This window comes from Limosilactobacillus sp. (assembly GCF_041859915.1).
Lineage (GTDB): Bacteria > Bacillota > Bacilli > Lactobacillales > Lactobacillaceae > Limosilactobacillus.
Genome location: NZ_JBFLGB010000005.1, coordinates 1 through 22115 on the forward strand (window position 1 = coordinate 1; position 22115 = coordinate 22115).

Here is a 22115-nt window from a genome sequence, read left to right on the forward strand (position 1 = left end):
CGCTCAATTAATTGATGACGTAAAGGGTGTGACGCTCGCAAGTGCCTCCACAATGGACAGTGAAGTTAGTGGTAAGACAAAGACTGAGCAAGCTAGTGGTGTTGGTGCATTAATCGCCAAACGTGCTGCTGCAAAGAACATTTCTAATGTTGTCTTTGACCGTGGTGGTTATCTTTACCATGGCCGTGTTGAAGCTTTAGCTGACGCTGCTCGTGAAAACGGACTTAAATTCTAAAGAGAAGGAGGAATAACCTGCAATGACATCATCAGAATTCATTGATCCAGCAAAGTTGGACTTAGACGATCAAGTTGTTGCCATCAACCGGATTACCAAGGTTGTTAAAGGTGGTCGTCGGATGCGTTTTGCTGCCTTAGTTATCGTTGGTGATCGTAAGGGTCACGTTGGTTTCGGTACTGGTAAGGCACAAGAAGTTCCAGAAGCCATTCGGAAGGCTCAAGCTGCTGCTGAAAAGAGCTTGATTGCTGTACCGATCGTTGGAACGACGATTCCCCACGAAGTAATTGGTAATTATGGCGGTGGCAAGATCTTACTTAAGCCAGCCGTTGAAGGTTCTGGAGTTACCGCCGGTGGTGCGGTACGGAACGTAATGGATCTTGCTGGGATCGCCGATGTTACTTCAAAGCGTCTTGGTTCAAATACTCCTATTAACGTTGTTCGTGCAACGTTTGAAGGTTTGAAGCAATTAAAGAGCGCTGAAGAAGTTGCTCAACTTCGTGGCGTTTCAGTTGACCACTTAGCAGATTAAGGAGGGCACTAATTATGGCTAAAGTTAAAGTTACCTTAATCCACAGTGTTGCCCACCGTGAACCAACCCAACGAAAGACAGTTAAAGCATTGGGCCTTGGTAAGATCGGTAGTTCTAACATTTTGCCGGACAATGCCGCAACACGTGGTCAAATTTTCAAGGTTGCACACTTAGTTTCAATTGAAGAAGTTAAGTAATTACAATTAAATAATAAGGAGGTGCCTACTAAATGAAGTTAAATGAATTGAAACCTGCTGCAGGTTCTCGTTCAAACCGTCTTCGTAAGGGTCGTGGCCTTTCATCCGGTCATGGTTTTACTTCTGGCCGTGGTACAAAGGGTCAAAAGGCTCATGGTAAGACTCGTTTGGGCTTTGAAGGTGGCCAGATGCCACTTTACCGGCAAATTCCAAAGCGTGGATTTACTAACATCAATCGGAAAGAATATGCCATTGTTAACTTAGCAGCACTGAACAAGTTCGATGATGGAACTGAAGTTACCCCACAAGTTCTTGTTGAGAGTGGTTTGGTTAAGAACCTGAAGAGTGGTATTAAGATTCTTGGCAGTGGTAAGCTTGAGAAGAAGTTAACTGTTAAGGCTAATAAGTTTTCCGCTTCTGCAGTTTCTGCAATTGAAGCTGCCGGCGGTAAAACTGAGGTGATGTAATTTGTTCACAGCCGTCAAAAATGCATTCAAGGTTAAAGATATTCGTAAGAAAATCTTTTTTACCTTGTTTGTGTTAATCGTCTATCGGATTGGGGCGGCAATCACTGTTCCCGGAGTTAATGCTGCAGCTTTACAGAATATTTCCTCGACAGGGTTAGCATCGATCCTCAATACGTTTAGTGGTGGTGGCCTGGAAAACTATTCGTTATTTGCGATGGGAGTTTCACCATACATCACTGCCCAAATTGTTGTTCAACTGCTGCAAATGGATATTGTTCCGCGGTTTGTTGAATGGAGTAAACAGGGTGAAGTCGGACGGCGAAAGTTGAATCAGGCAACCCGGTGGTTAACGATTGTTTTGGGCTTTATCCAGTCAATCGGAATTACTGCCGGTTTTAATGCATTAAGTTCGATCCACTTGGTTAATCATCCTAATGCTCAGACTTATTTAACGATTGGTTTGATCTTAACTGCAGGTACCATGTTTGCTACTTGGATGGGTGATATGATTACGGAACGTGGCCTTGGTAACGGGGTTTCTGTTATCATTTTTGCCGGGATTGTTGCACAGATGCCGAGTGGAATTCGGCAACTCTGGGACGATCAAATTGTTGGTGAATCTGGTTCTGCTCTTTGGATGGGGATCGGATTTATTGTCTTAGTAGCAATTGCTCTAATTATTATTGTAGCCTTTGTTACTTGGGTTCAACAAGCCGAACGACGGCTGCCAATTCAGTATACTCGTCGGACAACCACTTCACCATCAAGTAGTTATCTACCACTTAAGATTAATGTTTCTGGAGTTATTCCAGTTATCTTTGCTGGTTCATTTATTTCAACGCCACAAACAATATTAATGGCGTTCCAGCAGAGTCATGGCGGTGATACTTGGTATCAGGTTCTATCAACTATCTTTAATATGCAATCTGGGCCAGGAATCACTCTTTATATTCTGTTGATTGTTGTCTTTACCTTTTTCTACGCCTTTGTTCAGGTTAATCCCGAAAAGCTTGCTGAAAATCTTCAGAAGCAAGGAAGCTATATTTCCGGTATTCGTCCTGGAAGAGGAACGCAGGATTACGTTTCAGCATTATTGATGCGCTTAAGTACGGTTGGTTCTCTTTTTCTAGGCTTGATTTCATTGATCCCATTGGTTGCCAGCAATATTTGGAACCTTAGTCAATCAATTGGTCTTGGTGGGACTAGCCTGCTAATTATTGTTCAAATTGCGTTGGATGTTGTTCGGCAATTAAATGGTTTGACAATGAAGCGTGAATATATCGGATTTATTCGTGAACCTGAAGGAGGAAATGGCAAATGAGTATGAATCTTGTCTTAATGGGCTTGCCAGGTGCTGGTAAAGGTACGCAAGCACAAAAGATTGTAGAAGATTTTGATATTCCCCATATTTCAACGGGGGACATCTTCCGTGCGGCAATCAAGAACGAAACACCAATGGGACTTGAAGCTAAGAAGTACATCGATAAAGGTGAATTAGTTCCGGACGAAGTTACTAATGGTGTCGTTAAGGAACGATTAGCACAAGATGATACTAGTAAAGGCTTCATGTTAGATGGTTTTCCACGAAACCTTAACCAGGCTGAGGCACTGGATAAGATGTTAGCAGAGAGTGATCGCAAGTTAGATGCTGTTATCAATATTCATGTAAAGCCTGAAGTATTGGTTCAACGGTTAAGCGGTCGGTATATCTGTCGCAAGTGTGGAGCAACTTACCACAAGATTTATAATCCAACCAAGGTGGCTGGAACTTGTGATGTTTGTGGCGGCCACGAATTCTACCAACGTGAAGATGATAAACCGGCAACGGTTAAAAATCGTCTGAATGTTAACATCAAGTTAAATACACCACTGGTAGATTACTACCAAAAGCAAGGTATTTTGCACACGATCGATGGTCAACAGGATATTGACCAGGTCTATGTCGATGTCAAGAAAGTGCTCACTAGCCTTTAATTGGGGTTATACCTTGCGAAGTGCAGTTAGTTATGCTAAACTAAGCAAGGTTTATCTAGCTGACAGTGGGAAGTGGCAGCACTTTCCACCGTTTTTACGTAATTTTCTTGATTAGGCAAGGAGGAACCATTTCGTGGCAAAAGCCGATGTAATCGAAGTAGAAGGTAAAGTTACTGAAACTTTGCCTAATGCAATGTTTAAAGTTGAACTGGAAAATGGTGCGGAAATTTTAGCTCACGTTTCTGGTAAGATCCGGATGCACTATATCAAGATCCTACCAGGTGACCGGGTAAAGGTTGAAATGTCTCCATATGATCTGACTAAGGGTCGGATTACTTTCCGGTTTAAGTAAAGTAGTAATTGTAACAGAAATAACTCTCTAGGAGGATTTAATAATGAAAGTAAGACCATCAGTCAAGCGGATGTGTGAGCACTGCAAGATCGTTAAGCGTCATGGGCGTGTTATGGTTATTTGCTCTGCTAACCCTAAGCACAAGCAGCGTCAAGGTAAGTAATTAAAATAATTAGAATGGAGGTGTAATTAAATGGCTCGTATTGCAGGTGTCGATTTACCACGTGACAAGCGAATTGTAATCGGCTTAACATATATTTACGGTATTGGTAATTCCCGTGCACAGAAGATCCTAGAAAAGGCTGGCGTCTCAGAAGATGTTCGTGTTCGTGATCTGACTCCAGATCAAGAGGAAAAGATTCGTGCACAAGTTGACCAAATTGAAGTTGAAGGTGACTTGCGACGTGAAGTTTCTATGAACATCAAGCGGCTAGAAGAAATGGGTTCTTACCGTGGGATGCGTCATCGTCGTGGTCTGCCAGTTCGTGGTCAGCATACGAAGAACAACGCCCGGACTCGTAAGGGTAAGGCCGTTGCAATTGCTGGTAAGAAGATCAGTAACTCACCAAAATAATCTAGAGAAGGAGGTTAGTTAGTTTATGGCAACCAAAAGAGGTACGCGTAAGCGTCGTGCAAAAAAGAACGTTGAAACTGGTGTCGCACACATTCACTCAACGTTTAACAATACTTTGATCATGATTACCGATGTTCAAGGTAATGCTGTTGCTTGGTCATCAGCCGGTGTTTTAGGCTTTAAGGGTTCACGGAAGTCCACCCCATTTGCCGCTCAAATGGCATCAGAAGCTGCTGCTAAGCAAGCAATGGAACATGGTATGAAGACTGTTGAAGTTGAAGTTAAGGGTCCAGGTTCTGGTCGTGAATCTGCTATTCGTGCCCTACAAGCAACTGGTCTAGAAGTTACTGCCATTCGGGATGTAACGCCAGTTCCACATAATGGTTCTCGTCCTCCAAAGCGTCGTCGTGTTTAATTGACATTGTTGGACTTGTTTTTCATCAATTGCCTTTTCGTCTCAAATGCGAACCACGTTTTGAAAGGGGTACGGGGATAGAATGATCGAATTTGAAAAGCCAAACATTCACAAAGTTGAAGAGACTGATAACTACGGCAAGTTTGTTGTAGAACCACTTGAGCGTGGTTATGGAACCACTCTTGGTAATTCATTACGTCGTGTGCTGCTGGCTTCACTTCCGGGTGCAGCAATTACCAGCATGCAAATCGATGGGGTTTTACATGAATTTAGCACTGTCAAAGGGGTTACTGAAGATGTAACCCAAATTATCTTAAATCTTAAGAAGGTTTCCTTAAAGATTAATTCTGAAGATCAAAAGGATCTTGAGCTTGATGTTAAGGGGCCTGCTGAAGCAACCGCTGGTGATATTCAAGGTGATGGTGACGTCACGGTTTTAAACCCTGATCTCCATATTGCGACTGTTGCTGATGGTGCTGAGTTACACATTAAGATGACAGCTGATAAAGGTCGTGGTTACCTTTCTGCTAATGATAACAAGGCCCGGATGGATGATCTGGCCATTGGTGTTTTACCAATTGACTCCATCTATACCCCAATTGAACGTGTAAACTACACTGTCGAAAATGCACGGGTTGGTCAACGTAACGATTATGATAAGTTGACTTTGGATGTTTGGACTGACGGTTCATTGACACCAACCGAAGCGGTGAGTTTGGGTGCTAAGATCTTAACTGAACATTTGAAGATGTTTGTTGACATGACTGAGGAAGCTCAGAATGCTCAAGTGATGGTTGAGAAGGAAGAAACCCACAAGGAAAAGATGCTGGAAATGACAATCGAAGAGTTGGATCTCTCCGTTCGTTCTTATAACTGTTTAAAGCGGGCCGGCATTAACACCGTGAAGGAATTGACTGATCGAACTGTTCCGGACATGATGAAGGTTCGGAACCTTGGTCAGAAGTCACTAGAAGAAATTAAGCTTAAGTTAAGTGATCTTGGCCTTTCATTCCGCCAGGATGATTAATAAACACCACTTGCAAAGGAGGGAACCACTTTATGAGTTACCGTAAATTAGGACGTACTAGTTCACAACGTAAAGCTTTATTACGTGATTTAACTACTGATTTAATTGTTAATGGTCAAATTACCACGACTGAATCACGGGCAAAGGAAGTTCGTAAGACTGCTGACAAGATGATTACACTTGCCAAGCATGGCGATCTTAATTCCCGTCGTAAGGCTGCTGCATTTATGCGGAACGTTGTTGCTGATGTAAAGGAAGATGGCGACAACATTCGGATTCAATCTGCACTTCAACACTTGTTTGAAGAAATAGCACCAAAGTATGCCGACCGTAAAGGTGGCTATACACGAATTTTGAAGACGATGCCTCGTCGTGGTGACGGTGCACCAATGGTTATTTTGGAACTCGTTGACTAGTTAGTCAGGCGAAAACTAAATACGTAATAAAGAATCACTATCATCGGTGGTATAGAGCGTTACGATGGTGGGAGCAATCCCTAGTCTAGTTCGAATGCAGAAACCCTGCGCACCCCGGTGGTAAGTGATTTTTTAGTTTAAAGCAATTTTGCTGTTTCAAACACATTTTTTTGCTAAAATAATGGTATTAGACTATTAAAAGAAGGGACAGCAAATCGTGGATGCGGTGACGCTTAAAGATATTCAATTTCAATATCCTAATGCTGAGAGCCCGATTCTCGATGGGGTCGATCTTAGCTTTCCGGCTGGTAAATGGACGGCCTTAATTGGTCGGAATGGTAGTGGTAAAAGCACTATAGTTCGTCTGATCGATGGCCTTTTAGTACCCCAACATGGTCAAATCACCATTGGTTCACTCCCGGTTACTGAAGAAAATCTAACTAAGGTCCATCAGCAGGTAGGAATTGTCTTTCAGAATCCTGACAATCAATTTGTAGGAGCTACGGTGGCTGATGACGTTGCCTTTGGCCTAGAGAATCGACAGGTGCCGCGTGAAAAGATGCATTCTAGGATTCAACAAGCACTTGCGGAAGTAGGAATGGAAGCATTAACTACCAGTGAACCCGCAATGCTTTCGGGTGGCCAGAAGCAGCGAGTAGCGATTGCCGGAATTCTAGCGCTACGTCCACAAGTGATTATTTTGGATGAGGCGACAAGCATGTTAGATCCAGCTGGTCGACAATTGGTTCTTTCACTTTTGCAACGACTCCGCACCCGCCGGCAATTCACTATTATCTCGATTACTCATGATCCAAATGAAATGGCAATTGCCGATCGCTTGGTAGTACTAGAGAGTGGTAAAATAATTCGTCAAGGATCCACGGCTGAGGTTCTGCAAGATGTGCCGTTATTACAAAAAATTGGAGTCGGCGTCCCGGCTGGTCAAGCTCTTCGTCAGCAGTTAGTTGAACGGGGAATTTCTGTGCCGCTCCGATATTTTACGGTGAAGGAGATGGTTGAATGGTTAAGCCAGCAATTGAAATAAAAGATGTTAGTTTTAGCTATTCGGACTTCTCTACCCGCCAGGCCTTGGACCAGGTTAAGCTGACAATTAAAGCAGGTAGTTACGTTGGAATTGTTGGTCATACTGGCAGTGGTAAGTCGACTTTAGTTTCATTGATTGATGGCTTGATTCGCCCAACGAAGGGAACAATTCGTGTTGGGTCGGTTGTGGTTGGAGCAAGTTCTTCAGCCCAGGAATTGAGTCGCCTGCGTCGGCATGTCGGCTATGTTTTCCAATTTCCTGAGCAACAGCTTTTTGCGGAGAATGTGGAAACTGATATCGCCTTCGGTCCAACTAACCTCGGCTGGTCAGCGGCAAAGGTCAAGCAAGCAGTTCATGATGCGCTTGACCTAGTAGGCTTGCCTCAGACACTAAAATCACGGTCACCGTTTTCATTATCAGGTGGACAAATGCGCCGGGTGGCAATCGCCGGAGTCCTTGCAATGCGACCAGCAATTTTAATTTTAGATGAACCAACGGCTGGTCTAGACGCGATGGCTACTCACCAATTGATGACTAATATTGCCCACTTGCATGCCCAGGGGACAACAATCTTGCTAATCACCCACCAGATGGATCAAGTTGCACAATATGCTGACCAAGTGGTGGTTATGAATCATGGCCACTTGGTAAAGGCGGCCCCACCACAAGTCATTTTTGCAGATCCTAATTTTCTGGTGGCCAATCATCTGAACATGCCAGCGGCGGTTCAAATTAATCACCAGCTAGGTAGGGCCGGAGTTACTTTACCGCCGACAATGAGCATGACAGCCTTGGCTGACCAATTGGTAACCCGGTTAAGGGGGCGGCAGATTGAATAATAAGATCGTCTTTGGCTCCTATGTCCCAGTTAATTCACCATTGCACCGCCTTGATCCGCGGATGAAGCTTTTAATGTGTATTTGGTACGTAATCTTAGTTTTCTTTGCCAATAGTCTTGGCACCAGTTTGTGGCTTCTTGCTGGCCTTCTGGTGGCAATTTTGCTTAGTCGAGTTGGTTTTAATCAGTATTGGCAGGGGATCCGACCGCTTGCCTGGGTTATTATTATTACCGTTGCCTTTCAGATTCTTTTTAGTAGCGGGGGCAAGATGTATTGGCACTGGGGCATTATGTCAATCACGCATGATGGCCTAATCAACTCACTGATCATCTTTTATCGTTTCATGGTAATTATCACGGCATCAACGGTCTTAACCGCTACTACACCGACATTGCGAATTGCTGATGGCTTGGATTGGTATATGCAACCGTTGAAGATTATAAAAGTGCCGGTGAACCAACTGACTTTGATGCTTTCAATTGCCCTGCGCTTTATCCCGACGATCATGGATGAAGCAGGCAAGATCACCAATGCCCAACGCTCCCGGGGGATGAACTTTCATCAGGGAGGCCTTCTTCAGCGGGCTCGCCATTTGATTCCAGTACTAATTCCACTCTTCGTCAATTCTTTTAAGCGAGCCGAAGACCTAGCTACAGCCATGGAAGCCCGGGGTTACGATCCTGATGCTCCCCGAACCCATTATCGGCAACTGCATTGGCGGTATCAAGACACGATTACTCTGTTGATCATGGTAATGGTCACTTGTGTCTTATTTCTAATCAGAGGAGGTGCTTTTGCGTTTGTATCGTTATAAAATTACTTTTGCTTACGACGGCACAAATTTTTTTGGTTTTCAAATTCAACCGCACAAGCGAACAGTGGAGCAAACCTTGAAAAATGCGGTAAATAAGATTGCTAAACATCCGGATCCACCAATTCCGGTAATTGGTTCTGGACGAACTGATGCCGGTGTACATGCTCTTAACCAGGTGGCACATTTTGACCTTCCTTATCACCTGACTAATGAGTCAATGCGTAAGGCCCTGAACAGTTTATTGCCACTCGATATTCTGGTAAAGAAAGCAGAATTGGTGGATAGTAGTTTTCATGCCCGGTATAGTGCTCATCGCAAGACCTATCGTTACCGGGTCGATCAAGGAGAATTTGTCAATCCCTTTAAGCGTAACTACACTGCCCACTTTAAATACCCGCTTGATATTAATAAAATGCGTCAAGCCGCTCATGATTTTATTGGTGAGCATGACTTTACCAGTTTTGTTGCTTCAGGGAGTCAGGCCAAGAGTAATGTACGAACGGTTTATGCAATTACCATTCGTCGGGACAAAACTAATAACGAGGTTGTTTTTGAATTTACTGGTAATGGTTTTCTTTATAATCAAATTCGAATCATGGTGGCTTTTTTACTTGAAGTTGGTAGTAATCAACGACCAGTATCGGATGTTAAACGAGTCCTAGCAGCCAAAGACCGAACTGAAGCGCGAATGACTGCTCCGGCAAGTGGCTTATACCTTGTTTCAGTAGATTATGGAAAATGATTGACGATCAAGGGAGAAAAAGGTATACTAATGCTTGGTATTTCTTTTCCATCTAATAACTCGGTACACTATTATATGTAAAAGAAAAACAAAATTGGAGGACTTAATCGTGAGAACGACATACATCGCAAAACCTGGTGAAGTTGATCGCAAGTGGTACGTTGTCGATGCTAAGAACGTCCCAATGGGTCGTCTGGCAACCGTCGTCGCATCAATTCTGCGTGGTAAGAACAAGCCAACATTTACTCCACACGTTGACACTGGTGACAACGTCATCGTTATCAACGCCGCACAAGTTAAGTTAACTGGTAAGAAAGCATCTAAGAAGATGTATTACCGTCACTCAGACTACCCTGGTGGTTTGAAGTCACGGACTGCTGGTGACTTTCGTGCTAAGGAACCAGAAAAGCTGTTAGAAACTGCCATTAAGGGTATGCTTCCACACAACTCTCTTGGTCATAAGATGGGCTTAAAGCTGCATGTTTACGCTGGTGAAGACCATAGTCATGCTGCTCAAAAGCCTGAAACACTTGACATCACGAACTTAATTTAAGGAGGGAATGGAATTGGCTCAACAAGTACAATACAGTGGTACTGGTCGGCGTAAGGATGCAACCGCACGTGTTCGCTTAGTACCAGGTTCAGGTAAGATTACGATGAACGGCAAGGCAATTGAAGACTACATTCCATTTGCCAACTTACGTGCTATCGTTAACCAACCATTTGACGTTACCAAGACTAACGGTCAATATGATGTTATTGCGAACATCAATGGTGGTGGCTTCTCCGGTCAATGTGGCGCTGTTCGTCACGGAATTGCCCGTGCATTACTCAGCGTTGACCCTGACTTCCGTGACGCTCTGAAGAAGGCCGGTCTTTTGACTCGTGACCCTCGGATGAAGGAACGTCGTAAGCCAGGTCTGAAGAAGGCTCGTAAGGCTGCTCAATTCAGTAAGCGTTAATATTTCCGATTATCGCTTTCAATATCAAAAGCACCAGCAAGGACTGGTGCTTTTTTTGTTAGATTTAGTATTGATTTATTTTGACAAGATTTTTAATTTTTTTTAAAAGTGGCGTCAAATAAGAGGTTCTTTGCTACAATAAAAAATTAGTAGGATAAAGGAGGCCTTCTTTTGGCAAAACGGAGCAACAGGAAGAAAAAAAGAAACTCAAAAACACGGACACTTGTCTGGATCTTAGTAGTAATTGCCGTTTTCTTAGGTGTATATATTGGTCACCACTTTTATCGAATTTGGAATCAACAGCGAATTGAGCAACAAATGCAAAAGCATGACCGGCAAGCCAAGCAGCGTTTCATTACCCAGGTGGCCCCGGAAGCTCAGGCAATGCAGAATACTTACCATGTTTATGCTTCGATCACGATTGCTCAGGCAATTCTTGAATCACAATGGGGGACTAGTAGGCTGGCTTCCCAGTATCATAACTTATTTGGAATCAAGGGAACCGGCCCTAATTCTCGAGAGTTGACTACTAAGGAATACATCAATGGCAAGTGGATTGTCACGAAGGGTCGTTTTCGTGTTTATGACAGTTGGAGTGATTCAATTAAAGACCATACTAGGTTGATGATGAATGGAACAGATACTAACCAGCAAAATTATGATCGAGTTGTTAAAGCAGCTAATTATCAGGAAGCAGCTAAGGCTTTGCAAGATTCCGGCTATGCGACAGATCCTAACTATGCCCAAAAATTAATTTCGGTAATTAAGGCCTATAAGTTATATAATTATGATAAATAATTAAAAAGGGGTAAGAATTAATGCGTGAATTAAACGAAAAAATAAGGGAATACGGAACCGTGCTGCCTGGTAATGTTCTGAAAGTTGATGCTTTTCTGAACCACCAGGTGGATCCTGTCTTGATGTTGCATATTGGTCAAGAATTTGCCAAGTTGTTTAAGGATGAGGGCATCACCAAGGTTTGGACCGTAGAATCTTCTGGCATTGCACCAGCGGTCATGACTGGTTTAGCGATGAAAGTGCCGGTAATTTTTGCACGAAAGCACAAGAGTTTAACCCTTAACCACGATATGTACGTGGCTGACGTTTATTCTTACACTAAAAAAACTACTAACCGAATTTCAATCTCTAAGAAATATGTTTCGCCGAAAGATAAAGTGTTGTTAATTGACGACTTCCTGGCAAATGGTCAGGCAGTTGAAGGAATGTTAGAAATCGCTGATCAGGCTGGCGTGACTGTTGCTGGTGCCGGTATTGTGATTGAAAAGAGCTTCCAACCGGGTGCTAAAGAACTTAAGGACCGGGGAATCCGTCTGGAATCATTGGCCCGAATCAAGTCTTTGGCAAATAACTCAATTGAATTTATGGACAATTAATAAGGGGAGTTTATGTATGAGTAGAACTGCTATTTACCCGGGAAGTACTTTGGGTATTATTGCCGTTAATCGGAATGGGGGAGCATTGATTGCGGCGGCAAAGAAGGCTGGCTTTAACGTAGTGGTATATGATGACCATGCCCAACCGGCAATCACTAAGATGGCTGATGAAACGATCATCGGTGCTTATAACGATAAGATTAAGTTAACCCAGTTTGGACAGAGTTGTGATGCTGTTATCTATCAGACCCCTAGTGTTGATTCGCGAGTTCTTCGCTATCTCAGTCAGTATGCTATTGTTCCGCAGGGAATTAATGGTTTGGAAATTGTTCAAGACCGATTAATGGAACGGGCCTTTTTGGACCAGGTTAATATTAATATTGCTCCGTACGTGACCGTCGTTAGCCTTGATGATGTCTATCAATCAATTGACTCGATCGGTTACCCAGCCCTCCTAAAACCAATTCAGCGGGGATTAGGTGAACAGTCGATGATTATTAAGCGTCAGTCCGATATCACTAGGGCAGCCGATTTCATTGATACTGGAACCTACCTGTTGGAATCATGGATTGATCATACCAGTGAATATACGTTAACTGCTGCGACTGATGGCCAGGATACCGAGATCTTTCCATTAGCTAAATTGCACTTTAATGCCAATCGTCAGTTGATCTCCGTTGCTGCTCCGGCAGAGGTTCAAGATGACTTGTTGAAGGAAATGCAACGGATCGTAAAAAGTGTTGCTAATTCTTTGCAATATCGGGGAATCTTTTCAATTAATTTTTACGTTACGGGAACTGGGACCCTTTATGTTAAGAATATTGAACTAGGTTTGACCTCCATTGCTAACGTTTATGATACGACAACTAATGTTGACCAATATGAAGAGCAGGTTCGAGCAACGGTCGGGATGCCGTTGCACCTGATTCAGCCTTTACAAACTGGACTGTTGATGGTTGTTCGTAAGTACCAACAGGTTGCCATTCAACGGCAGTGGTTATTGAAAAATAATTGGCAGTTTCGTTTCTTCAATGATGAAGAGGGAGACGACCAAAGTATTCTGGGCTTCGTTTGGGTAACCGGCAGTACGAACCTAGTTGACCTGGAAAATCAAGTAGATGATACGGAAGTCTGGCAAGAACCGGTTACCGAAAAGAAAGATAACGGGCAGTCTAACCAGCAGGAATGATTTCAATATTTAAGCAGTGACAGATGAGCCACTGCTTTTTTGCTTTTCAATTCACGAATAGATAGATAACATCATTGCTGATTATTTGGTATAATATTAGCCGATCATTTTTTAGAGAGGACGGTAACGGCGTGAATAATAGTCAAGAGCTTTTAGAGGGAATGAATGATAAGCAGGCATTAGCGGTTAAAACCACGGAAGGGCCCCTGCTTGTCATGGCCGGTGCAGGTTCCGGTAAGACTCGGGTACTGACTCACCGGGTAGCCTACCTAATTGAACATAACGGAGTGTTGCCATGGAACATTCTGGCGATTACCTTTACCAATAAGGCTGCTAAGGAAATGCAAGAACGGGTCGGCAAATTACTTGGGGAAAGTGCTCGTGATGTCTGGGTTTCAACCTTCCATGCTCTCTGTGTGCGGATTCTACGGCGAGATATCGAGAAAATTGGCTATAATCGAGCCTTTACGATTGCCGATACCAGTGAGCAACGGACGTTAATGAAACGGATCTGTGCGGAACTCAATATTGATACCAAGAAGTTTGATCCCCGTAGCATTCTCAGTGCAATCTCAAATGCTAAAAATGCTCTGCTAACTCCTGCTCAGTACAGTGACAAGGCCAGTTCGCCGTTTGAAAACATGGTAGCGCGGGCATATAAACTTTATCAGCAGGAATTGACGGCTAACCAGGCCCTTGACTTTGATGACCTGATTATGAAGACAATTGAGCTCTTTGAGTCCGACCAGGAAACCCTTGAATTTTATCAAGACAAGTTTCATTACATTCACGTGGATGAATACCAGGATACTAATGATGCTCAATACCGATTAGTGAACCTATTGGCGCGAAAATACCAAAATATCTGCGTTGTCGGGGATGCCGACCAGAGTATCTATGGTTGGCGAGGTGCCAACATGAACAATATCTTAAACTTTGAGCATGATTATCCCCAGGCCAAGACGGTAATGCTGGAACAAAATTACCGGTCTACCCAAACAATCTTGGATGCCGCTAATGACGTGATTGCTAATAACGTTAACCGAAAGAAGAAAAAGCTGTGGACTGAAAATGGTAAGGGAGAGAAGATTTCCTATTACCGGGCCCAAAGTGAGCATGACGAAGCCCAATTTATTGTTGCCAAAATCAATGAAGAACGGCAAAAGCATGGCTATCACTATAACGATTTTGCGATCCTTTACCGGACCAATGCGCAGTCGCGGGTAATTGAAGAGACTTTCTTAAAATCCAGTGTGCCTTACACGATGGTCGGTGGACATAAATTCTATGACCGAAAAGAAATTCGTGATGTGTTGGCTTACCTGACATTGATCGCGAACCCCCAAGATTCGATGAGTTTTGAGCGGGTCGTTAATACGCCTAAGCGGGGAATCGGAATGACGAGTGTTGATCACCTGCGGGAATTTGCCCAGGGTTACCACTGGTCCATGCTAGAAGCCGCTGAAAACGTCGATACGGCCACCCAAATCACAACCCGAACGCGGAACAAGATCGCCGCATTTGGTGATTTGATGAAAAAATTAACTAAGCAAGCCGAGTTCTTAAACCTGACCGATTTGACTGACCAAATCTTGGAACTCAGTGGTTACAACAAGATGCTCAGAAAAGCTAATAGTCTGGAATCTCAGGCTCGTCAGGAAAACCTTGATGAATTCAAGTCGGTAACGCAGGAATACGACCAGCAACACAAAGATGATAATGATGATAATATCCAAAAGATTACCAATTTCTTAGCGGATTTAGCCTTAGTTTCCGACCAAGATGATGTTGATGAACAGGCTCCAGCCGTAACCTTAATGACCTTGCACGCGGCGAAGGGACTAGAATTTCCAATTGTCTTCTTAGTTGGTATGGAAGAAGGGATCTTCCCGCTTTCTCGGGCTGTCTTGGAAGATGATGAATTGGAAGAGGAACGGCGGTTGGCCTACGTTGGTATTACCCGGGCCAAGAAGAAACTTTACCTGACCAATGCTTATTCTCGGTTGTTATATGGTCGAATTCAACGGAACCAACCATCCCGTTTTGTTAAAGAAATCAATCCCGACCTGCTACAATATGAAAATAGCAATGATGATGACAAATTGAGTGAACGACAATTGCCATTCGGTAAGACCTCCGCTACCGCTACAACTTATCATCACCGTCATCATTACCGAGATGCTGGCAGAAAGAAAGCGCCAGTGACTAATACCGGAACCGGAGCCGATAAGGTTAGCTGGAAGACCGGTGATAAGGTTACTCATAAGAAATGGGGACAAGGAACCGTTGTCAAAGTCAGTGGGACCGGCACCGATATGGAATTAGACATCGCTTTTCCACAAGAAGGTGTCAAACGGTTACTTGCGAGTTTTGCCCCAATAACTAAGGTAAGTTAAGGAAGGGGTCATAAAAAATGGATCAGCAAACACCGGTTAGTCAGCTCAGTCTAGCTGCGGCTAAACAAGAGATTGGGCCCCTGCGTAAGCAACTAACCCAGTGGGGAAAAGAATACTACGAACAGGATAATCCGACGGTTGAGGATTATGTTTATGACCGGGCCTACCAACGATTGGTGGAGCTGGAGGCTAAGTTTCCTGAATTAAAGACTCCCGACTCACCAACACAACGGGTCGGGGGCCAAGTGACAACCCAATTGACCAAGGTCCGTCACGCAATTCCGATGTTGTCGATGGGGGATGTTTTCTCAGTCGATGAATTAATGGATTTTAACCAGCGTCAACAGGATAACGGTGACGTGACAGTAGAACCGGAATACAACTTAGAGTTAAAGATTGATGGTCTATCGTTATCGTTGGTCTATGAAGATGGTAAACTCGTCCAGGGCTCGACCCGGGGCAACGGGACGATTGGCGAGGACGTGACCGCTAATGTAATGACGATCAAGTCCGTCCCTCATGAGCTGCCAGAACCATTAAGCCTCGAATTTCGTGGTGAATGCTATATGCCCAAGGCGTCCTTCGTTAAATTAAATCAGGAGCGTGAAGCGGCAGGTCAACCCGTCTTTGCTAATCCTCGGAATGCGGCGGCTGGTAGTCTACGTCAGCTTGATCCGCAAGTAACAGCTAAGCGCGACCTGGCTACTTTTATGTATTACGTGCCAGAGTATCAAAAACTAGGAGTGACAACTCAGGCCGAATCATTAGACCGAATGCGCGAACTCGGCTTCACCGTCAATCCGACCAACCGAGTAGTTCACTCTAAAAAAGAGATTGCTGATTACATCGCTGAGTACACAGCTAAACGCGATCAGTTATCGTATGGAATTGATGGGATTGTGGAAAAGGTTAATGACCTTGCCACTGAAACGGCATTGGGGAATACGGTTAAGGTACCACGGTGGGAGATTGCGTATAAGTTTCCACCGGAAGAACAAGCTACTATTGTTCGAAAGATCGTTTGGACAGTTGGCCGTACCGGCAATGTTACCCCAACGGCTGTAATGGATCCGGTCCAATTAGCAGGAACCACAGTGAGTCGGGCCTCACTTCACAACCCTGATTACTTGCGGGAAAAAGATATTCGGCTCGGTGATACTGTTTACCTGCACAAGGCCGGTGACATTATTCCTGAAATTTCCCGTGTTGACCTTAAGAAGCGGCCAGCCAACAGTCAGCAATACGTCATTCCGACTACTTGTCCGGTCTGTGGGGCTAAGCTAGTTCACCTTGACGATGAAGTAGCCTTGCGGTGTATTAACCCGATGTGCCCCGCTCAGCTCAAGGAAGGGTTAGCGCACTTTGCTTCTCGAAATGCGATGAATATCGACGGCCTCGGTCCGAAGATTATTCAGCAACTTTGGGATAAGAAAATGGTGCGTGACGTGGCTGACTTATATCACCTTACTCACGACCAATTATTAACTTTAGATAAATTTGGGAATAAATCGGCGACTAACCTATTGACATCAATTGATAATAGTCGTAATAATTCTGTCGAACGCCTGTTATTTGGCTTAGGCATTCGTCATGTCGGCGCTAAGGCAGCGCGGCAGATTATGGCCCATTTTGGTGATCTTGACCACCTGATGGCGGCCTCGGCTGATGAGGTTGCCAGCGTGGATGGCATTGGCCCTATTATTGGTGAGAGTGTTCATACCTATTTTGCTAATTCACAGGTAACGGACTTAATTGAAGAATTGCGGTCCGTTGGTGTGAACTTTACCTACCAAGGGCCTAGTACAACAAGTGTTGATACTGATAGTCCGTGGAATGGCCGGCGGGTCGTTTTGACCGGAAAACTGGCAGAGATGACCCGTGGTGAGGCCAAGCAATGGCTAGAAGACCATGGGGCTAAGGTTACCGGAAGTGTTTCAAAGAAAACTAATATTGTCATTGCTGGGGCGAAGGCGGGAAGCAAGCTGACTAAGGCCCAGGATCTCGGAATTACGGTCTGGGACGAAGACCGGTTTCGTCAGGCAATGCAGGAGGATAAGTAAATCGTGAATGCAAAATTAAAGAAGTTAACAACGGCCACGGTTATCTTGATGAGTACCTTTGTATTGGCCTCGTGTGGCTTTGGCAATAAATCGTCGAAAAACTACACGACGACTGGGACGAGTAGTGGTGCCTACCAGGGAGTCATCCAAAATGGTCGGTATAAGACCAGTAAGGCCCGTGGAATTAATGTTTCCCAAAATGATAACCAATATAACCTGAAGAGTTTTGAAAATGGGTTGACCGAGGTTTCTAAACAGGTCTTTTCACCTAAGAGTTATATCTTCCAAGAGGGACAGTACCTGAATACCAATACCCTAGAGGCTTGGTTGGGGCGAAAGACGAAGAATAATCCGAATGGTTTAAACCCTGCTCAAGGTAAGAAGAGCGATCCTAATCCAGTCTATGTTCAGCAGATTGAGGAGCAGGACTATATGACAGAAAGTGGCAACTCAATGAAGCTTAAGGGAATGACAATTGGAATTGGGATCAACTCCGAGTACAATTATCAGAAGAAGACTGGTGGCCCGAACTTTACTAAGAAGATCAGTGATGCGGAAGTTGAGCAGCAAGGAAGAATCGCTGCTGCCAAGGTTCTCAAGCGAGTTCGACAAAAACCAGGTGTTGGCGATGTGCCAATCGTAATTGCCCTCTACAAGCAGGCACCGGATGATAGCCTGGTTGGTGGAAGTTTCTTCGCTTATAGCAAGAACAATGGTGATACGCTAAGCAATTGGCATAAGTTAAATTACAAGACGATGGTTCTGCCAAAGGCCTCCGGTACGAATTCTACCAACAGTGCTAATCAGACCGATAATGACAGTTTCTCAAACTTTAAGAGCCAGATTCAGAGCTTCTTCCCGAACCTGAGTGGGGTTACTGCCCAGGCTCAGTACAAGAATGGTCAGTTGAACGGGATGCACATTACCGTTACTACTCAATTCTACAGTCAGTCTGAAATCACCAGTTTCACCCAATATATTGCTCGGGCGGCCAAGAAGTACTTACCACACGGGGTTCCAATTGACATTCGAATTCAATCTGATTCCCAGATGCAGGCGATTGTTTACCGGAATAGTGGATCTGATACCTTCCAGACACATGTTTTGACGTCATATTAATATATTTAGTAACAATCAGCTCGTCGATTGACGGGCTGATTGTTTGTTAATGACTGTCTTTGCTGAAAATTACCAGTATTCTGTGCTAAAATTAATGAATGTATGTAAACAAAATACTGGAAAAGAGGTAGAGAGAATGGCCAGTAAAATCACTGAGCAACAAGTACAACACGTTGCTGAACTAGCCAAGCTAGAGTTTCCTAAGGAAGAGCTTGGCAAGTTTACCACTCAATTAGGAAGCATTATTGACATGTTTGAAGACCTCAAGGCAGTTGATACCGAGGACGTTAAACCAATGACCTCGGCCACTGATCGGGTTAACGTCATGCGTGAGGATCGGGCTGTTAGATCTTCAAAGGAAGAACGAGAAGCGATCCTAAAGAATGCACCGGACACTGATGACGGTTATATTAGAGTTCCAGCAATCATTGATGAAAGTGAGGACGGCGAATAATGGATTTTTATCAAACCGATCTGACCCAGTTACATAGTGACTTGGTCAATAAAAAGATCAGTGCCACCGAACTGACTAAAGAAACCTTTGATCACATTAAAAGTAATGATGATCAGGTTAAGGCCTTTTTGACCTTAAACGAAGATGCCGCTTTGAAGCGGGCCCAAGAAATTGACCAAAAGGGAATTGCGGACCAACAATTAGTTGCCGGGGTTCCTTTGGCAGTCAAGGATAATATTTTGACTAAGGGCTTGAAGACCACGGCCGCTTCCAAGATCCTGGCTAACTTCAACCCAGTTTATGATGCAACGGTGATTGAACGACTGAACAAGGCTGGTTTTATCAATGTAGGAAAGACCAACCTGGATGAATTTGCCATGGGTTCTTCAACGGAAAACTCCGCCTTCTTTACCACCCATAACCCATGGGATCTGACTCGGGTACCCGGTGGTTCTTCAGGTGGCTCTGCTGCTGCCGTGGCCGCGGGTGATGTCTTAGGTGCCTTGGGTACTGATACTGGTGGTTCGATTCGGATGCCAGCATCATTTAATAGTGTTGTTGGGATGAAGCCTACCTATGGTCGAGTTTCCCGGTGGGGAATCATTGCCTTTGGTTCAAGTTTTGACCAGGTTGGCTGGTTGACCCGGACCGTTAAAGACAATGCCTATCTGACCGCCTTAATTGCTGGTAATGATCCTCATGACATGACCTCTTCTTTGAAGGAGGTTCCTGATTGGGCTGCCAACTTGAATGACAGCACTAGTGTTAAGGGGTTACGGATTGCCGTACCAAAGGAATACTTTGATGACTTAGACGATGATGTTCACGATGTTATCAAGGCAGCTCTAGATCACCTTGAGTCTCTCGGTGCAATCATTGATGAAGTTACCCTGCCACATACCAAGTATGGTGTTTCAGCTTACTATATTTTGGCTTCCTCTGAAGCTAGTTCAAACCTGCAACGGTATGACGGGATTCGTTATGGTTATCGGGCCAAGGATGTTAAGAACCTGGAAGATGTTTACGTCCGTTCTCGGACTGAAGGCTTTGGTGAAGAAGTTAAACGACGGATCATGTTAGGAACCTTCTCCCTGTCTGCTGGTTTCTATGATGCTTACTTCAACAAGGCTGCGAAGGTTCGGCGTTTGATTGCTCAAGACTTTGATGATGTCTTCAAGAACCATGACCTGATCCTTGGGGCTACGGATGCTTCAACGGCCTTCAAGATTGGTTCAAAAGTTGACGATCCAAAGAAGATGTACATGAACGATGTCCTGACCGTACCAGTTAACATGGCCGGCCTACCATCGATGTCCGTTCCGGCTGGTTTCTCTGCCAAAAACGGAATGCCAGTTGGCCTGCAAATCATTGGGAAGCCATTTGATGAACAGACGATCTACAACGCTGGTTACGTCTTTGAACAAACCACTGACTTTCACAAGAAAGCACCGAAGTTAGGGGGTCAAAACTAAGATGAACTTTCAAACTACGATTGGGCTCGAAGTCCACGTGGAATTAAAGACTAATTCCAAAATTTATAGTCCCTCACCGGTAGAATACGGTGACCAGCCTAATGAAAATACTAATGTGATTGATTGGGGATACCCCGGAACGTTGCCAACCCTGAATAAAGGGGTGGTTCGTGACGGAATCATGGCTGGCTTAGCCTTGCACGCCCAGATTGCCCACCACATGCACTTTGACCGAAAGAACTATTTCTATCCGGACAACCCGAAAGCTTACCAGATTACCCAGTCTGATACGCCGATTGCCCATGATGGCTGGATTGAAATCGAAGTTAACGGCAAGAAGAAAAAGATTGGGATCGAAGAACTGCACATTGAAGAGGATGCTGGTAAGAACACCCACACCAGTAAGTATTCTTATGTTGACCTCAACCGGCAGGGAACGCCACTGATTGAAATTGTTTCTAAACCAGATATTTCTTCACCAGACGAAGCCGTGGCTTACCTGGAAGCTCTTCGGCAACGGATCCAGTTTACTGGAATTTCTGATGTGAAGATGGAAGAAGGATCGATGCGTGTCGACACTAACATCTCCATTCGGCCGGTTGGTTCTGATAAGTTCGGTACTAAGACTGAAATGAAGAACATCAACAGTTTTAACTACGTTCACAAGGCCCTGTCCTTCGAAGAGAAACGTCACCAAAACATTCTGTTGTCTGGTGGTCATATTGCCCAGGAAACGCGGCGATATGATGAACCGACCGGCACTACGGTTGCCATGCGTTCTAAGGAAGGTGCCGATGATTACCGTTACTTCCCAGAACCAGATATTCCGGACCTCAATGTTAGTGATGACTGGATCAACGAAATCAAGTCCGAGATGCCAGAAATGCCGGGTGAACGGCGTCAGCACTATGTTGATGACCTGGGATTGACCGATTACGATGCCATGGTTCTGACACAGACCAAGGAAATGTCCGACTTCTTTGAGGCGGCCGTCAAGGATGGTGGCGATCCAAAGCGGGTTGCTAACTACCTGATGAACGATGTTAACTCTTACCTGAATGATAAACACCTGGACCTGCCACAAACTAAGCTGACTCCTGACCACTTGGCCGGGATGGTTAAGCTGATTGACGATGGAACAATTTCTTCCAAGATGGCTAAGAAAGTCTTCAAGGGAATCATGAATGGTGAAAAGCCAAGTGCTTATGCCAAGGAACACGGCCTGGTTCAAATATCTGATCCAGCCCAATTGCAGCCAATTGTTAATGACACCTTGGCTAACAACCAGCAATCCGTTGAAGACTACCAGAATGGTAAGAACCGGGCCTTTGGTTACCTGATGGGCCAGATCATGAAGCAGACCCATGGGAAGGCCAACCCGCAGATCGTTACCAAGTTGTTGAAGCAATCACTGACCAATATGTAAGTTAGGAGGATTGT

27 protein-coding genes are annotated in these 22115 nt (G+C 44.4%); all 27 read left to right on the plus strand.

All coding sequences use genetic code 11. From position 1 onward, the window contains the following. Positions 1 to 235 (plus strand): 50S ribosomal protein L18 (rplR, locus tag ACEYV4_RS01570; protein ID WP_373841690.1); only part of this gene is annotated, 235 nt, incomplete at its 5' end. Positions 236 to 257: 22 nt separating this feature from the next. Continuing rightward, positions 258 to 767 (plus strand): 30S ribosomal protein S5, encoded by a 510-nt coding sequence (gene rpsE / locus ACEYV4_RS01575; RefSeq protein WP_373841691.1) that lies wholly within the window; start codon positions 258 to 260, stop codon positions 765 to 767. A gap of 14 nt (positions 768 to 781) precedes the next feature. Further along, positions 782 to 964: a 50S ribosomal protein L30 gene (rpmD, locus tag ACEYV4_RS01580; RefSeq protein WP_047767366.1), complete on the plus strand. Its 183-nt coding sequence runs from the start codon at positions 782 to 784 to the stop codon at positions 962 to 964. Positions 965 to 996: 32 nt separating this feature from the next. Then, a complete protein-coding gene (gene rplO / locus ACEYV4_RS01585) occupies positions 997 to 1431 on the plus strand; it encodes a 50S ribosomal protein L15 (protein WP_373841692.1) in 435 nt (144 codons plus the stop codon). Between the two features lies 1 nt (position 1432). Then, the gene (secY, locus tag ACEYV4_RS01590; RefSeq protein WP_373841693.1) at positions 1433 to 2752 is read left to right on the plus strand and encodes a preprotein translocase subunit SecY; all 1320 of its coding nucleotides are present in this window, start codon (positions 1433 to 1435) and stop codon (positions 2750 to 2752) included. Continuing rightward, a complete protein-coding gene (locus tag ACEYV4_RS01595; protein ID WP_373841694.1) occupies positions 2749 to 3405 on the plus strand; it encodes an adenylate kinase in 657 nt (218 codons plus the stop codon). The genes secY and ACEYV4_RS01595 overlap by 4 nt, the downstream gene beginning before the upstream one ends. A gap of 133 nt (positions 3406 to 3538) precedes the next feature. Continuing rightward, positions 3539 to 3757 (plus strand): translation initiation factor IF-1, encoded by a 219-nt coding sequence (gene infA / locus ACEYV4_RS01600; RefSeq protein WP_003664537.1) that lies wholly within the window; start codon positions 3539 to 3541, stop codon positions 3755 to 3757. Between the two features lie 43 nt (positions 3758 to 3800). Further along, complete coding sequence (gene rpmJ, locus ACEYV4_RS01605; protein WP_003714521.1) at positions 3801 to 3920, plus strand: 50S ribosomal protein L36; 120 nt, start codon at positions 3801 to 3803, stop codon at positions 3918 to 3920. Between the two features lie 30 nt (positions 3921 to 3950). Beyond that, positions 3951 to 4331: a 30S ribosomal protein S13 gene (gene rpsM, locus ACEYV4_RS01610; protein ID WP_373841695.1), complete on the plus strand. Its 381-nt coding sequence runs from the start codon at positions 3951 to 3953 to the stop codon at positions 4329 to 4331. 25 nt (positions 4332 to 4356) lie between these two features. Next, positions 4357 to 4746, plus strand: a complete 390-nt coding sequence (gene rpsK, locus ACEYV4_RS01615) for a 30S ribosomal protein S11 (protein ID WP_373841696.1) — start codon at positions 4357 to 4359, stop codon at positions 4744 to 4746. Between the two features lie 82 nt (positions 4747 to 4828). Next, positions 4829 to 5773, plus strand: coding sequence for a DNA-directed RNA polymerase subunit alpha (locus ACEYV4_RS01620; RefSeq protein ID WP_373841697.1), 945 nt, complete (start codon positions 4829 to 4831; stop codon positions 5771 to 5773). A 32-nt stretch (positions 5774 to 5805) separates the two neighbouring features. Continuing rightward, complete coding sequence (gene rplQ / locus ACEYV4_RS01625; protein WP_373841698.1) at positions 5806 to 6189, plus strand: 50S ribosomal protein L17; 384 nt, start codon at positions 5806 to 5808, stop codon at positions 6187 to 6189. A gap of 217 nt (positions 6190 to 6406) precedes the next feature. Then, positions 6407 to 7234, plus strand: coding sequence for an energy-coupling factor transporter ATPase (locus ACEYV4_RS01630; protein WP_373841699.1), 828 nt, complete (start codon positions 6407 to 6409; stop codon positions 7232 to 7234). After that, positions 7210 to 8073 (plus strand): energy-coupling factor transporter ATPase, encoded by an 864-nt coding sequence (locus ACEYV4_RS01635; protein ID WP_373841700.1) that lies wholly within the window; start codon positions 7210 to 7212, stop codon positions 8071 to 8073. Before ACEYV4_RS01630 ends, ACEYV4_RS01635 begins: the two co-directional genes overlap by 25 nt. Further along, a complete protein-coding gene (locus ACEYV4_RS01640; protein ID WP_373841701.1) occupies positions 8066 to 8887 on the plus strand; it encodes an energy-coupling factor transporter transmembrane protein EcfT in 822 nt (273 codons plus the stop codon). The genes ACEYV4_RS01635 and ACEYV4_RS01640 overlap by 8 nt, the downstream gene beginning before the upstream one ends. After that, entirely contained in the window at positions 8874 to 9629 is a 756-nt protein-coding gene (gene truA / locus ACEYV4_RS01645; protein WP_373841702.1) for a tRNA pseudouridine(38-40) synthase TruA, read from the plus strand. The genes ACEYV4_RS01640 and truA overlap by 14 nt, the downstream gene beginning before the upstream one ends. A 109-nt stretch (positions 9630 to 9738) precedes the next feature. Next, positions 9739 to 10182, plus strand: a complete 444-nt coding sequence (gene rplM, locus ACEYV4_RS01650; RefSeq protein ID WP_373841703.1) for a 50S ribosomal protein L13 — start codon at positions 9739 to 9741, stop codon at positions 10180 to 10182. Between the two features lie 7 nt (positions 10183 to 10189). After that, positions 10190 to 10591 (plus strand): 30S ribosomal protein S9, encoded by a 402-nt coding sequence (rpsI, locus tag ACEYV4_RS01655; RefSeq protein WP_373841704.1) that lies wholly within the window; start codon positions 10190 to 10192, stop codon positions 10589 to 10591. Between the two features lie 171 nt (positions 10592 to 10762). Further along, positions 10763 to 11389, plus strand: coding sequence for a glucosaminidase domain-containing protein (locus ACEYV4_RS01660; protein ID WP_373841705.1), 627 nt, complete (start codon positions 10763 to 10765; stop codon positions 11387 to 11389). 20 nt (positions 11390 to 11409) lie between these two features. After that, the gene (locus ACEYV4_RS01665; protein ID WP_373841706.1) at positions 11410 to 11985 is read left to right on the plus strand and encodes a xanthine phosphoribosyltransferase; all 576 of its coding nucleotides are present in this window, start codon (positions 11410 to 11412) and stop codon (positions 11983 to 11985) included. Positions 11986 to 12001: 16 nt separating this feature from the next. Continuing rightward, complete coding sequence (locus ACEYV4_RS01670) at positions 12002 to 13174, plus strand: ATP-grasp domain-containing protein (protein WP_373841707.1); 1173 nt, start codon at positions 12002 to 12004, stop codon at positions 13172 to 13174. A gap of 131 nt (positions 13175 to 13305) precedes the next feature. After that, positions 13306 to 15570 carry a DNA helicase PcrA gene (pcrA, locus tag ACEYV4_RS01675; RefSeq protein ID WP_373841708.1) on the plus strand — a complete coding sequence of 755 codons (2265 nt, stop codon included), beginning with the start codon at positions 13306 to 13308 and terminating at the stop codon, positions 15568 to 15570. Positions 15571 to 15587: 17 nt separating this feature from the next. Next, positions 15588 to 17630, plus strand: coding sequence for an NAD-dependent DNA ligase LigA (ligA, locus tag ACEYV4_RS01680; protein WP_373841709.1), 2043 nt, complete (start codon positions 15588 to 15590; stop codon positions 17628 to 17630). Between the two features lie 3 nt (positions 17631 to 17633). Continuing rightward, the gene (locus ACEYV4_RS01685; protein WP_373841710.1) at positions 17634 to 18749 is read left to right on the plus strand and encodes a CamS family sex pheromone protein; all 1116 of its coding nucleotides are present in this window, start codon (positions 17634 to 17636) and stop codon (positions 18747 to 18749) included. Positions 18750 to 18885: 136 nt separating this feature from the next. Then, a complete protein-coding gene (gene gatC, locus ACEYV4_RS01690) occupies positions 18886 to 19203 on the plus strand; it encodes an Asp-tRNA(Asn)/Glu-tRNA(Gln) amidotransferase subunit GatC (protein WP_373841711.1) in 318 nt (105 codons plus the stop codon). Continuing rightward, the gene (gatA, locus tag ACEYV4_RS01695) at positions 19203 to 20675 is read left to right on the plus strand and encodes an Asp-tRNA(Asn)/Glu-tRNA(Gln) amidotransferase subunit GatA (RefSeq protein WP_373841712.1); all 1473 of its coding nucleotides are present in this window, start codon (positions 19203 to 19205) and stop codon (positions 20673 to 20675) included. The genes gatC and gatA overlap by 1 nt, the downstream gene beginning before the upstream one ends. A 1-nt stretch (position 20676) precedes the next feature. Beyond that, entirely contained in the window at positions 20677 to 22101 is a 1425-nt protein-coding gene (gatB, locus tag ACEYV4_RS01700; protein WP_373841713.1) for an Asp-tRNA(Asn)/Glu-tRNA(Gln) amidotransferase subunit GatB, read from the plus strand. Positions 22102 to 22115 lie beyond the last annotated feature (14 nt).

Coding starts and splice junctions, on each gene's coding strand:
- ligA (WP_373841709.1), top strand. CDS start 15,588: ATGGATCAGCAAACACCGGTTAGTCAGCTCAGTCTAGCTGCGGCTAAA.
- rpsM (WP_373841695.1), top strand. CDS start 3,951: ATGGCTCGTATTGCAGGTGTCGATTTACCACGTGACAAGCGAATTGTA.
- rpsK (WP_373841696.1), top strand. CDS start 4,357: ATGGCAACCAAAAGAGGTACGCGTAAGCGTCGTGCAAAAAAGAACGTT.
- rplQ (WP_373841698.1), top strand. CDS start 5,806: ATGAGTTACCGTAAATTAGGACGTACTAGTTCACAACGTAAAGCTTTA.
- rpsE (WP_373841691.1), top strand. CDS start 258: ATGACATCATCAGAATTCATTGATCCAGCAAAGTTGGACTTAGACGAT.
- gatB (WP_373841713.1), top strand. CDS start 20,677: ATGAACTTTCAAACTACGATTGGGCTCGAAGTCCACGTGGAATTAAAG.
- gatA (WP_373841712.1), top strand. CDS start 19,203: ATGGATTTTTATCAAACCGATCTGACCCAGTTACATAGTGACTTGGTC.
- ACEYV4_RS01670 (WP_373841707.1), top strand. CDS start 12,002: ATGAGTAGAACTGCTATTTACCCGGGAAGTACTTTGGGTATTATTGCC.
- ACEYV4_RS01665 (WP_373841706.1), top strand. CDS start 11,410: ATGCGTGAATTAAACGAAAAAATAAGGGAATACGGAACCGTGCTGCCT.
- ACEYV4_RS01620 (WP_373841697.1), top strand. CDS start 4,829: ATGATCGAATTTGAAAAGCCAAACATTCACAAAGTTGAAGAGACTGAT.
- gatC (WP_373841711.1), top strand. CDS start 18,886: ATGGCCAGTAAAATCACTGAGCAACAAGTACAACACGTTGCTGAACTA.
- ACEYV4_RS01595 (WP_373841694.1), top strand. CDS start 2,749: ATGAGTATGAATCTTGTCTTAATGGGCTTGCCAGGTGCTGGTAAAGGT.
- rpmJ (WP_003714521.1), top strand. CDS start 3,801: ATGAAAGTAAGACCATCAGTCAAGCGGATGTGTGAGCACTGCAAGATC.
- rplO (WP_373841692.1), top strand. CDS start 997: ATGAAGTTAAATGAATTGAAACCTGCTGCAGGTTCTCGTTCAAACCGT.
- rpmD (WP_047767366.1), top strand. CDS start 782: ATGGCTAAAGTTAAAGTTACCTTAATCCACAGTGTTGCCCACCGTGAA.
- ACEYV4_RS01635 (WP_373841700.1), top strand. CDS start 7,210: ATGGTTAAGCCAGCAATTGAAATAAAAGATGTTAGTTTTAGCTATTCG.
- rpsI (WP_373841704.1), top strand. CDS start 10,190: ATGGAATTGGCTCAACAAGTACAATACAGTGGTACTGGTCGGCGTAAG.